This is a genomic window from Streptomyces sp. ERV7 (genome assembly GCF_001653515.1).
GTDB lineage: Bacteria > Actinomycetota > Actinomycetes > Streptomycetales > Streptomycetaceae > Streptomyces.
The window spans coordinates 602434-614840 of record NZ_LYOY01000040.1 but is presented as its reverse complement, the minus strand read 5'-3'; the positions used below and the strand labels follow the sequence as shown (position 1 = coordinate 614840).

General features: G+C 70.9%; 10 protein-coding genes. 8 read left to right on the top strand and 2 right to left on the bottom strand.

Annotated elements, in window-relative coordinates; genetic code table 11:
• Positions 1 to 9: 9 nt before the first annotated feature.
• The gene (locus A8W25_RS17305) at positions 10 to 1851 is read right to left on the bottom strand and encodes a bifunctional metallophosphatase/5'-nucleotidase (RefSeq protein WP_067162468.1); all 1842 of its coding nucleotides are present in this window, start codon (positions 1849 to 1851) and stop codon (positions 10 to 12) included.
• A 221-nt stretch (positions 1852 to 2072) separates the two neighbouring features.
• On the opposite strand from A8W25_RS17305, the gene mshD reads away from it, so the two are divergent.
• From mshD to A8W25_RS17275, 6 genes are all read left to right on the top strand, one after another.
• Positions 2073 to 3011, top strand: a complete 939-nt coding sequence (mshD, locus tag A8W25_RS17300; protein WP_067162465.1) for a mycothiol synthase — start codon at positions 2073 to 2075, stop codon at positions 3009 to 3011.
• A gap of 278 nt (positions 3012 to 3289) precedes the next feature.
• Positions 3290 to 5539 carry an RNA degradosome polyphosphate kinase gene (locus A8W25_RS17295; protein WP_067164164.1) on the top strand — a complete coding sequence of 750 codons (2250 nt, stop codon included), beginning with the start codon at positions 3290 to 3292 and terminating at the stop codon, positions 5537 to 5539.
• The gene (locus A8W25_RS17290; RefSeq protein ID WP_067162463.1) at positions 5526 to 6530 is read left to right on the top strand and encodes a CHAD domain-containing protein; all 1005 of its coding nucleotides are present in this window, start codon (positions 5526 to 5528) and stop codon (positions 6528 to 6530) included. The genes A8W25_RS17295 and A8W25_RS17290 overlap by 14 nt, the downstream gene beginning before the upstream one ends.
• Complete coding sequence (locus tag A8W25_RS17285; protein ID WP_067162461.1) at positions 6527 to 6949, top strand: NUDIX hydrolase; 423 nt, start codon at positions 6527 to 6529, stop codon at positions 6947 to 6949. The genes A8W25_RS17290 and A8W25_RS17285 overlap by 4 nt, the downstream gene beginning before the upstream one ends.
• 283 nt (positions 6950 to 7232) lie before the next feature.
• A complete protein-coding gene (gene pstS, locus A8W25_RS17280; protein WP_067162459.1) occupies positions 7233 to 8375 on the top strand; it encodes a phosphate ABC transporter substrate-binding protein PstS in 1143 nt (380 codons plus the stop codon).
• A gap of 231 nt (positions 8376 to 8606) precedes the next feature.
• Positions 8607 to 10709: a hypothetical protein gene (locus A8W25_RS17275; RefSeq protein WP_067162457.1), complete on the top strand. Its 2103-nt coding sequence runs from the start codon at positions 8607 to 8609 to the stop codon at positions 10707 to 10709.
• Positions 10710 to 10731: 22 nt separating this feature from the next.
• Here A8W25_RS17275 and A8W25_RS17270 read toward each other — a convergent pair whose 3' ends face one another.
• On the bottom strand, positions 10732 to 11574 hold the full coding sequence (locus A8W25_RS17270; protein WP_067162455.1) for an SAM-dependent methyltransferase: 843 nt from the start codon (positions 11572 to 11574) through the stop codon (positions 10732 to 10734).
• A gap of 19 nt (positions 11575 to 11593) precedes the next feature.
• Here A8W25_RS17270 and A8W25_RS34025 point away from each other — a divergent pair, with 19 nt between their 5' ends.
• Both A8W25_RS34025 and A8W25_RS17265 read left to right on the top strand, forming a co-directional pair.
• On the top strand, positions 11594 to 11734 hold the full coding sequence (locus tag A8W25_RS34025) for a hypothetical protein (protein ID WP_158942587.1): 141 nt from the start codon (positions 11594 to 11596) through the stop codon (positions 11732 to 11734).
• 48 nt (positions 11735 to 11782) lie between these two features.
• Entirely contained in the window at positions 11783 to 12397 is a 615-nt protein-coding gene (locus tag A8W25_RS17265; RefSeq protein ID WP_199831771.1) for a dihydrofolate reductase family protein, read from the top strand.
• Positions 12398 to 12407 lie beyond the last annotated feature (10 nt).

Genomic DNA, 12407 nt, shown 5'->3' with positions numbered 1-12407 from the left:
GGAAGGCGACTACTCGCCCGCCACCTTGCCCACGACCGTGATCCGGCCCCCGGCCGGCGTCGCCAGCGGCGCGGACGCCGAGGAGTTCGCGGCCAGGTAGGCGTCGAAGACGTCCAGGTCAGAGGCGCCGACCAGCTTGTTCTTGCCCTGGCCGAGCGCCGCGAAGCCGTCGCCGCCGCCCGCGAGGAACTCGTTCATGGCGACGCGGTAGGTCTTCGCCGGGTCGAGGGCGACCCCGTTCAGCTTGACCGTGTCGACGAGGACCCGGTCCGCGCCCGTCTTGGTCATGTCGAGCGTGTAGGTGAAGCCCTTGGAGACCTGGAGGATCTTCGGGCTGGCCGTGTTGCCGCCGCTGACCTGCTGCTGGAGGCCCTGGACGATCTGGGCGCCGGTCAGGTCGACGACGTTCATCATGTTGGTGAACGGCTGGACGGTGAACGCCTCGCCGTAGGTGACCACGCCGTCGCCCTCGCTGCCGCTCGCCTTGTAGACGAGGTCGGAGCGGATGCCGCCCGGGTTCATGAAGGCGAGCTGGGCGCCGCCCTTGTCGGCCGGGGAGAGCCCGGCGAGCTGCGCGTCCGCGATGAGGTCGCCGAGCGGCTTCTCGGGCGCCTCGGAGCCGCGGCCGTTGATGTCGGCGGCGATGTAGCCCTGCGGGCGGCCCGCGATCGGGGCGGCCAGCTTGTTCCAGCGGGCGATCAGGTCGGTGATGTCCTTCGCCTTGGCCTGGTCGCGGCTGACGACGTGGTTCACCGACTTCGGCGACTTCACGGCGGTCCGGACGATGTCCTTGGTCCGCTTGTCGTAGGTGAGCGTGGTCTCGGTGAAGAGCTTGCCGTAGGAGGCCGCCGAGGTCACCATGCGCGGGTTGCCCGCCGGGTCCGGAACCGTGCAGGTGTAGGCCTGGTGGGTGTGACCGGTGACCAGCGCGTCCACCTTGGGCGTGACGCCCTTGGCGATGTCGACGATCGGGCCGGACAGACCGCTGCCGGGACCGGCCGAGTCGCAGTCGTAGTTGTACGCGTTGGTCGCCGGCATCCCGCCCTCGTGGACGAGGGCGACGATGGACTTCACGCCCTGCCGGTCGAGCTCCTTGGCGTACTTGTTGATCGTCTCGATCTCGTCGCGGAACTTCAGGCCCTTGACGCCCGAGGCGGTCACGACGTTCGGGGTGCCCTCCAGGGTCACACCGATGAAGCCGATCTTGACGCCGTTCTTCTTCCACACCGTGTACGGCTTGAGGATCGGCTTGCCGGTCTTCTCGCTGGTCACGTTGGCGGCCAGATACGGGAAGTCGGCTCCCCGGAACTTCTTGCCCTTCTCGTAGCAGCCCTCGACCGGGTGGCAGCCGCCCTTCTGCATCCGGGCCAGCTCGACCGCGCCCTCGTCGAACTCGTGGTTGCCCACGGCCGTCACATCGAGGTCGATCTTGTTGAGCGCCTCGATGGTCGGCTCGTCGTGGAAGAGGCCGGAGAGCAGCGGGCTGGCGCCGATCATGTCGCCGCCGGCGGCGGTGATCGAGTACGGGTGGCCCTGGCGCGCGGTGCGCAGCGAGGACGCCAGGTACTCGACGCCGCCGGCCGGTATGGACTTCACGGTCCCGTCGGCCTGCTTCTCGTTCACGGCCCCGGCCGAGCCGGCCGGCGGCTCCAGATTGCCGTGCAGGTCGTTGAAGGAGAGGAGCTGGACGTCCACCGTCCGCGAGGGCTTCGGATGGCCGTGGCCCTTGTCGTGGGCGTCGGCGGCCGGCATCGCGGCGACGAGCGCGCCGAGCGTGGTGAGCCCGGCGGCGGCCGCCAGGACCCGGCGGCCCGCGCGGCCGCCGTGGTTCTTCTGGGGTGTCGCTGTCATCTCTCCCCTAAATGATTCAGCTGGTCGTGAAGCGTGGTGTGCAGACGGTGCTGCGAGGTACTGCCAGGTGGTCGTGCGGTGTGGCCGAAACCCGTGGGTCGGCCGCCGCGAGCGGAAGCCTAGAGTCAACGCGCGTAGCGCGACAGGGGGGTGGGGTTACGGGATGGTTGCCGTTTGTCGGTACGTCAGGTTTTGCCCCCGGTCGCCGTACGCTCGTACACATGACGACTGACCCCGCCGTGCCCGGCCCCTCCGGACGTGAGATCCAGACCCTCGACGAGCTGACCCACCCCCAGGCCCAGGAGGTCCTCACGCTGCTCGCCGAGGCCGCCCGGACCGACGGGCAGCAGGCCGTGTCCGAGCAGGGGCGGCTCCAGCTGCGGGGCGGGCGGCGGCCCGGGATCCGCCACTTCCTGCTCACCCTCGCCACCAGCACGGGCACCGAGCTCATCGGATACGCGCAGCTGGAGGACACCGACCCCATCGAGGCACCGGCCGCCGAGCTCGTCATCCACCCCGCCCACCGGGGCCGCGGCCACGGCCGGGCGCTCGGCTCGGCGCTGCTCGGCGCCTCCGGCAAGCGACTGCGGGTGTGGGCGCACGGCGGGCACTCCGCCGCCCGCCACCTCGCCCAGGTCCTCGGCCTCACGCTGTTCCGCGAACTGCGCCAGATGCGGCGGCCGTTGACCCCGCCGGACATCGCCGAGCCGGTGTACCCGCCGGGCGTGGACGTACGGACCTTCGTGCCCGGCGAGGACGACGAGGCGTGGCTGGCCGTGAACGCGGCGGCCTTCGCCCACCACCCCGAGCAGGGCGCGCTCACCCAGCGTGACCTCGACGACCGCAAGGCGGAGCCCTGGTTCGACCCGAAGGGCTTCTTCCTCGCCGAGCGCGACGGCCGGATCGTGGGCTTCCACTGGACGAAGGTGCACGCGGCCGAGAGGATCGGAGAGGTGTACGTGGTGGGGATCCGCCCGGACGCGCAGGGCGGCGGCCTCGGCAAGGCCCTCACCGCGACCGGCCTGCGGCATCTCGCGGCCGAGGGGCTTCCGGCGGCCATGCTGTACGTGGACGCGGACAACACGGCGGCCGTGGCGGTGTACGAACGCCTCGGGTTCACCACGCACGAGGTGGATCTGATGTACCGGACGGAGTCCTGAGCACCCGCCGTCCTCGGCGTGCGGGCTGTGCGCGGCACGGCCCCGCGCCCCTTCGGGGCGCACCGAAGCGGACCTGACGTCCGCGAAAGGCCGCGGATTCCCGCACGTCATGTCCTCGTTACCGGGCATTCAGACACGCTTGCGACGCTCACCCAATGCAGCCCGAGGTGCCACCCTCCCGGAACGGGACCGCCCCCCGCCCCAAGGCGCTCAAGCCGGCCCGCTCCGACGTGCTCTCCGACGCGCCCGACAGCGCTCCGGCGCGGAAGAATGGGTTCATGAGCCAGCAGCCCAGCGCCGAGGTCCACCTCCAGCCCGCCTCCCAGCCGTCGGTCGGTTCCATAGCCGCCCACCGGCCGCACACCCTCGCGGCCGCCGTCTCCGACCTGGAGCCGGACATCGACGCGGATCTGGACGGGTACGAAGGGTACGAGCGCGACCGCGAGGACGCGCCGGGGGAGGACGAGCTGCCGTCGGGGCGCTTCCTGGACCGCGAGCGCAGCTGGCTGGCGTTCAACGAGCGCGTCCTTGAGCTCGCCGAGGATCCGGCCACGCCCCTCCTCGAACGGGCCAACTTCCTGGCGATCTTCGCCTCCAACCTGGACGAGTTCTTCATGGTCCGGGTGGCCGGTCTGAAGCGCCGTATCGCGACCGGTGTCGCCACCCGGTCCGCCTCCGGGCTCCAGCCCCGCGAGGTCCTCGACCTGATCTGGACCCGCTCGCGGGAGCTCATGGCCCGGCACGCCGCCTGCTACCAGCAGGACGTGGCCCCGGCGCTGGCCGACGAGAGCATCCATCTGATCCGCTGGCCCGACCTCACCGAGAAGGAGCAGGCGCGGCTCTTCACGCTCTTCCGCCAGCAGATCTTCCCGGTGCTGACCCCGCTGGCCGTGGACCCCGCGCACCCCTTCCCGTACATCTCGGGGCTCTCGCTCAACCTCGCCGTGGTCGTGCGCAACCCGGTCAGCGGCCACCGCCACTTCGCCCGGGTCAAGGTGCCGCCGCTGCTCTCCCGGTTCCTGGAGGCCTCGCCGCAGCGGTACGTGCCCCTTGAGGACGTCATCGCGGCCCACCTCGAAGAGCTCTTCCCGGGCATGGAGGTGCTGGCGCACCACATGTTCCGGGTGACCCGGAACGAGGACCTGGAGGTGGAGGAGGACGACGCCGAGAACCTCCTCCAGGCCCTGGAGAAGGAGCTCATGCGGCGCCGCTTCGGGCCGCCGGTGCGTCTGGAGGTCGAGGAGTCCATCGACCCGTACGTCCTCGATCTGCTGGTGCGCGAGCTGAAGATCAGCGACGCCGAGGTGTATCCGCTGCCCGGCCCGCTCGACCTCACCGGCCTCTTCGGCATCGCGTCCCTCGACCGGCCCGAGCTGAAGTTCCCCAAGTTCGTGGCCGGAACCCATCGCGACCTCGCCGAGGTCGAGTCGGCCTCAGCGCCGGACATCTTCGCCGCGCTGCGCGAGCGGGACGTGCTGCTGCACCACCCCTACGACTCGTTCTCCACCTCGGTGCAGGCGTTCCTGGAGCAGGCCGCCGCCGACCCGGACGTGCTGGCCATCAAGCAGACGCTGTACCGGACTTCGGGCGACTCGCCGATCGTGGACGCGCTGATAGACGCCGCCGAGTCCGGCAAGCAGGTGCTCGTCCTGGTCGAGATCAAGGCGCGCTTCGACGAGCAGGCCAACATCAAGTGGGCCCGCAAGCTGGAGGAGTCGGGCTGCCATGTGGTGTACGGCCTGGTCGGCCTGAAGACGCACTGCAAGCTGTCGCTCGTGGTGCGCCAGGAGGGCGACACCCTGCGCCGCTACTCGCACGTCGGCACCGGCAACTACCACCCCAAGACGGCCCGGCTGTACGAGGACCTGGGGCTGCTCACCGCCGACCCGCAGGTCGGCGCCGACCTCTCCGACCTCTTCAACCGGCTGTCCGGCTACTCGCGCCGCGAGACCTACCGCCGCCTCCTCGTCGCGCCCAAGTCCCTTCGGGACGGCCTGGTGTCGCGGATCAACAAGGAGACGGCGCACCACCGCGCCGGGCGCCCCGCCTACGTCCGCATCAAGGTCAACTCGATGGTCGACGAGGCCGTGATCGACGCCTGCTACCGGGCCTCGCAGGCCGGTGTGCCGGTCGACATCTGGGTACGCGGCATCTGTGCGGCACGGCCCGGCGTCACCGGGCTCTCCGAGAACATCCGGGTGCGGTCGATACTGGGGCGCTTCCTGGAGCACTCCCGGGTCTTCTCGTTCGGCAACGGCGGCGAGCCCGAGGTCTGGCTGGGCAGCGCCGACATGATGCACCGCAATCTGGACCGCCGTATCGAGGCACTGGTCCGGGTCACCGACCCGGCCCACCGCGCGGCTCTCACCCGGCTCCTGGAGACCGGCATGTCGGACACCACCTCCTCCTGGCACCTGGGCCCGGACGGCGAGTGGACCCGGCACGCCGCAGACGCCGACGGACAGCCGCTGCGCCACGTACAGGAGATGCTGATAGACGCCCGGAGGCGCCGGCGTGCTACGCCCTGAGAAAACCCCGGGACCGGAGACCGCGGGGGACGTCCTGTCCCCGTACCTCCACGCGCAGGCGGGGGAATTCCTGCGCAGCCTCCGCCTCCACCGCGAGGCGGGGCCCGACAACGACGGCACCGAGGAGGCCGCGCGGGCGCTGCGGCGCGCCGCCCGCCGCATCAGCGGCACGCTGCACACCTTCCGCCCGCTGCTCGACCCGTCCTGGTCCGAGCCGCTGCGTACGGAACTGGCCTGGCTCTCGGCCACGCTGGCCGGGGAGCACTCCTGCGCGGCCCGGCTCGCCCGGCTGCTCGACGGCCTCCAGCGGCTCTCCGGCGCCCCGCAGGTGCCCCCGCCGCGCGGTGAGTCGGCGGCCGGGGCGCTGGCGGTGGGCGCGGCGCGGGCGGGGGCGCTCCTGGACCGCCAGCTGACACTGGCCCGCACCCGGGCGCACTCGGCGGCGCTGCAGGCGCTGGGCTCCTCCCGGTTCCACGCGGTGGCCGACGCGGTGGCGCTGCTCGCCAGCGAGGTGCCGCTGTCCAGCTCGGCGGCCGCGTACGCGGTGGAGGTGCTTCCGCCGGCCGCCCAGCTGGCCGAGCAGCGCCTCGACCAGGCGGTGGCCGCGCTGCCGCTGGCCCGTGCGGCCCATCCGTACAACGCGGAGGCGCTGGCGCAGTCCGGCGAGGCGCAGGACGCGCCCTGGCACCAGGTGCGGCTGCTGCTGCGGCTGCACCGGTACGCCCAGGAGGTGCTGCGCACCGGCCTGCCGTACGAGGACGACGACCGGCTGCTGCGGGCCGGGCTAGCGCTCGACCGGCACCGGGACGCCTCGGAGGCGGCGGCCGCCGCCACGGCCGCGGCCCGCACCCCGAGGATCGCCCCGGCGACGGCGTACGCGCTGGGGGTGCTCCACGCCGACCAGCGCCACGAGGTGGAGGCGGCCCGGTTCGCCTTCCAGCGGATCTGGCAGCCGATGGCGGCGGTGAGCGCGCCGGTGACGGCGCCGTGAACCGGGACGGGGTGGTGCTCGCGGCGGGCTGTGTGCTGTGGCGCCACTCCCCCTGGGGCAACGGCGGTCTGGAGATCTGCCTGGTCCACCGGCCGAAGTACGACGACTGGTCCCATCCCAAGGGCAAGCTCAAGCAGGGCGAGGAGCCGCTCGCGGGGGCCCTGCGGGAGGTCCTGGAGGAGACCGGGCACCGCTGTGTGCCCGGCGCCCGGCTGCCCACCGCGCACTACATGGACGCGCAGGGCCGCCCCAAGGTCGTCGACTACTGGGCCGCCGAGGCCGGCGAGGGCCGCTTCGTGCCCGGCGACGAGGTCGACCGGGTGCTGTGGCTGCCCCCGTGGGCCGCCCGCCACCGGCTCACCCAGCCCCGCGACCGCCTGCTGGTCGACGCGGTCCTCGACGCGCCGCACCGGGTGTGAGGGGCCGCACCGGGCCTTCCCGGGGCCCCGCGCCCCGCAGGGGACGGCTTCCGGTGGGGTGCCCGTTCACCTCGCGGGAGCGGCTGAACACGAACCGGTAACGGTCGGCACCGCACTGACCGACACGGTTCACCTTCCGTTCACTCTCCTCCGTCGGCGGCTTCACCTGTTCTGCCTAATTTCGGCCTTACACGGTGTGAGGCGACCCGCCCGGCCGGACACCTCTTCGCACGCCGCCGTACAACGGACGGACACCGGCGGCTCCTGGAAGGAACACCCGAAAGTGAAGCTTCAGCGCAAGAACCGGCTCCGCGCCACCGCCCTCGGCGTCATCGCCGTGTCCAGCGCCCTGGCCCTCACGGCGTGCGGCAGCGACGACAACGACAAGGGCTCGAACACCGGCGGCACCGGTGGCAAGACGAGCGCCGCGTCCAACATCAAGTGCGACGGCGCCAAGGGCCAGCTGCTGGCCTCCGGCTCCTCCGCGCAGAAGAACGCCATGGACCTCTGGGTCAAGAACTACATGGCGGCCTGCAAGGGCGTCGAGATCAACTACAAGTCCTCCTCCTCGGGTGAGGGCATCATCGGCTTCAACACCTCGCAGGTCGGCTTCGCCGGTTCCGACTCCCCGCTGAAGCCGGAGGAGGTCGCCAAGTCCAAGAGCGTCTGCACCGGTGGCGGCCAGGGCATCAACCTCCCGATGGTCGGCGGCCCGATCGCGATCGGCTACCACCTGGAGGGTGTCGACAGCCTGGTCCTGGACGCCCCGACGATCGCCAAGATCTTCACCGGCAAGATCAAGAACTGGAACGACGAGGCCATCGCCAAGCTGAACTCGGGCGCCAAGCTCCCGGACAAGGCGATCCAGGCCTTCCACCGCTCGCAGGACTCCGGCACCACCCAGAACCTCGGCAAGTACCTCGGCGCCACCGCCAAGGCCGACTGGCCGTACCCGGCCGAGAAGAAGTGGCCGGCCCCGGGCGGCCAGGCCGCGGCCGGCTCCTCGGACGTCGCCGCGCAGGTCAAGCAGACGGACGGCGCGATCGGCTACTTCGAGCTCTCCTACGCCAGCGCGCAGTCCATCAAGACCGTGGACATCAACACGGGCGCCGCCGCCCCGGTCAAGGCCACCTCGGAGAACGCCTCCAAGGCGATCGCCGCCGCCAAGATCAAGGGCACCGGCAAGGACCTGGCCCTCGGCCTGGACTACACCACCAAGGCCGACGGCGCCTACCCGCTGGTCCTCGTCACGTACGAGATCGCCTGCGACAAGGGCAACAAGGCCGACTCCCTCGGCACGGTCAAGTCCTTCCTGACCTACACCGCGAGCGACGAGGGCCAGAAGATCCTCTCGGACGCCGGCTACGCGCCGATCCCGGCCGAGATCAACGCCAAGGTCCGCGAGACCGTCGCCGGTCTCCAGTAACACCCGTCGGGCCGACGGGCGACCGCTGAACCGGTCGCCCGAAGGCCCCTGGGGCGGGGGTCCCGATCCGGCCCCCGCCCCCACCCCCGACCCCGTCCGCATCTGGTGACCCGAGCCGCCGCGCCCGTCCCGCCGAAAGCCGCACCCGTTCCACGGGACCGCCGTTTCCGGCCCGATCTGAGCGGTCTGTGGGAGGCGGACGGGTCCGGGGAGAACACGAACACTCCGCTGATGGTGCAGATCAACCAGGCCGGGGCCGCCCTGGCGATCTGGTTCAGCCGCCCGCCGAAGGACCTGGACGGCGTCGACGGCCTCAAGATCAGAGATGGCACCGGCGGCGTACGCACCGCCGACCACGACTGGGTGCACGGGGTCGCCCGGGGGTTCCTCGTCGACAAGACGAACGGGAACAGGGCCGAGAAGGGCGCCCCGATCCCGCTGACCTGGTTCGTCGCCGAGGGTGCCAACGTCCCGCCCGACCCGCTGCGCCCGACGGCCACCGATCTGTTCAACCCCCTCGACCCGTGGCTCAGCGAGGGGACGCCCCCGCTGGTCCGGGGCTTCAAGGGCAAGGGGCTCCTCAGCTACCCGAAGGAGACCCCCGAGGTCCTGCTGCTGAGCTTCGCCGAGGACGGCAGGCCCACGCTGAAGCTGCGGCGGACCAGCCCCGTGGTGCGCTGGCCCAGGCGGGTCATCAGCCGTCTGCCCGAGCCGCTGCGCACCCAGGTACTGATGGACCAGACCCGGCCCGTACCCGTGGCGTTGCAGACGCGGATGATCTCCCTGTTCGCGTCCCCGAATACGGGATTCGCGAGGTCGATCGCGACCTGGGCACGCCAGAAAGCCGGGACGATCGAGCGGACCAGAACCCGCGTCGCCCTGGCCCGCGCGCTGGAGTTCTCCCTCGCCGAGCCGTGGCGCTCCCGTATGTACGGCCTGATGGCCCTGTACGGGAACTTCGCCAGGCTCGAAGTGGACGGCGAACTCAAGACGTACTACGGGTGGCTGAACGACGTCCTCGACGACGAGGTGAGGAACAGCACCGCCGGCGGATACCTCCCGGGGTGGGGAACAGGGCGTGTCCAGGAGACGATTCGCAGTCTGGGGGTGGGGGGCGAGGCATCGTTCCTGTACCGGCTGACCTTTCAGGACGTCGGCTTCGCAGGACCGCTCGTGGGGATCCAGGCCGGTGCCTATGCGTCCGTGGTGAAGATCGACAAGTTCCGGCTGGTGTTCAAACGGAACAACGACGGCAGCCGTGTGTACGACAAGAACGGACAGCCCGTCACCGAGGATCCCGTTCCCGTCCCGTGGGTGGGAAACCACCCGGTGTTCGGCGTCTTCGCCAGGCTGGCCGCGGGGCTCGCCGCCGATGTGGGCGTGAAGAGCATCGTCGTGAAGAACGTCGCGGGAAAACCCGGCCTCGGCGTCGCGGACCTCGGGAAAATCGACTTCCGGTCGGAACTGGACCTGTCCGACCCCGCGGACTTCTCCGGTGCCCGCATCGTCATCGCCTCGACCACCGTGGGCAAGGTGAAACTCGGAAACCTGGGGCAGGCGAACATCTCCGACAGTGCCCTGTGGCAGCTCTACCTGCCCGGACACGGCTGGATGCACTCCATCACCGAGGCGGACCATCTCTCCGGACCCAGACTCCCGTTCAGCTGGGGAGCGTTGCTGACCCCGGGATGGTGGAAGAACTGGCTGCCCACCTCGGCGGAGGGCACCGCGCTGCGCGTGTCCCTGTGCGTCGGAGCGCTCTTCAGCACCGGCGCGCCCACCACAAAGCCTCCGTCGGGCCACGAGGACAAGGTGGAAAACCTGCTCGCGGGACAGTCCTCCGCCATGTTCCCGTACGACTCGTGGGACCTCGACGCCGAGGAACCGGGCTCCGAGACCAGCGGCAGGATGCGGTTCGAACGCGACCTGGCCGAGGTCCGGGCGGTGATCGAGGCGTATGGACCGGCCCCCGTGCTGCTGGCGTTCACCTCTCCGGAGGGAACCGAGCCGCACAACGACGTACTCTCCGAGAACCGGGCCGTGGCGACCGGGCAGGCCATCGTCGACGCGCTCGGCGCGCACATCGCCCGCGACGGATTCGTGGTGGCCGCCCACGGCGAGTACCCCGCCAGGGCCCGGGGCGACCTCACGATCCAAGGCATCCCGGTGACCGGGGGAGGCCTTCCCGACCCGGAGAAGTATCCGACCCGGGACGACTTCTACCGGTCCGCCGACGGCCCCACCGCCAAGGAGTGGCCGCGCTGGCGCCGTGTCGACCTGTTCGTGGAGGGCACCCTGGTGACGAGGGTCCTGGGGCGCGATTCCACGCCCTGACGGGGGCGGGCGGAACGGAGGTTCAGGCGCGGCGGCAGTGGAAGATGCCCCAGCGCAGATGCCCGCGGTGGGCCGCGTCCACCCACAGGGGCAGATTGGCGAGCAGACCGTCCACGTACGCGGGGCTGATGATCCGGCGCAGTTCGTGCTCCCGTCGGCCGGTCTCGGCGGTGAGGCGCTCGTAGTGGGTGAGGACCTGGCCGCTGCGGTCGTCGAAGTCGGTGCGGGACAGGCCGAGTCCGGCGAGTGTGTCGCGGTAGAGGTTGGGGGTGGCCAGGGCGTCCACGCCCAGGCGGGACACGGCGGGGCGCAGGGTGCGGACGGGGACGTCCTCGGCGGCCATCAGGTCGGTGAAGACCAGAGCCCCCTCCGGCTTGAGGACGCGTACCGCTTCGCTGAGCAGACGGGTGCGGTCACCGCTGTGGCAGAACGCCTCCTGCGACCAGACGACGTCGAAGCGCCGGTCGGGGAAGGGGATGTCGTGGAAGGACCCCGTGACGACCTCGATCAGCGCGTCGAGGCCGCGCTCGGCGTTGGTGGCACGATGGCGCGCGTTCTGGGATTCGCTGAGGTTGAGCGCGACGACACGGCACCCGAAGCGTTCGGCGAGGTAGCGGGTGGCACCTCCGTAGCCCGACCCGAGGTCCAGCACCGTGCTCTGTGCGGAGAGCAGCGCGCTCACCTTGTCCGCGGCCTGCTCGACGGTACGGCGGGAGGCCGTCGCGATGGACTCCTCGTCGTGGGTGTAGATCCCGGTGTGGATGTCCTCGCCGCCCCACACGGCGTCGTAGAACGCGTCCACGTCGGCGGTGTCGTAGTAGCTGCGGGTCGCCCGCTCGGAACTCGATGCGCTGTCGTACGGCATGAATGTCGCTCCTTGCCCCATGGTGCCGGTGCGGTTCGGACACCACCTCAACGTACTCGTCGTCGCCATCACAGAGCGCGAACAAGCCAACGGGCTGAGTCATCGCGAAATTGGCCACGGCATCACCGATGAGTTCCGCCGCCGCCCGTCGTCCTACTGAGCGGACCGCAACGACGATCCGCGACAACGAACTCTCCGGGAGCACATCATGAGGAAGATCACCGCTGGCCTTTTCATCTCGCTCGACGGGGTCGTGGAGGCACCCGACCAGTGGCACTTCCCGTACTTCAACGACGAGATGGGTGCGGCCGTCGGCGCGATGCTCGGCACGGCCGACACGGTCCTGTTCGGCCGCAAGACCTACGACAGCTTCGCCGGGGCGTGGCCGGAGCGCGAGGCGGCGGGCGGCGAGGACGCGGGCTTCGCGAAGACGCTCGGCGACGCACGCAAGATCGTGGCGTCGAGCACCAAGCTGGACTTCACCTGGCGCAACTCCGAGCAGCTGGAGGGTGACCTCGTCGAAGCGGTCACCGCCCTGAAGAGCGGGCCGGGTGGCGACATCGCCCTGAGCGGCTCGATCTCGGTCGTCCGCCAGCTGCTGGCGGTCGGCCTCCTCGACGAACTGCACCTGCTGGTGCACCCCCTCGCCGTACGCAAGGGCATGCGTCTGTTCGACGAGGGCGAGTCCGCGATCCCGTTGACGCTGGTCTCGTCCGAGGCGTTCCGGACGGGCGTGCTGCACTTGGTGTACGCCCCGGTCGAGCAGACCGGCGACGGCACGTACGACGACGCCAAGACGCATCTGCCCCAGGCCGGCCAGTAGTTCTCGCAGG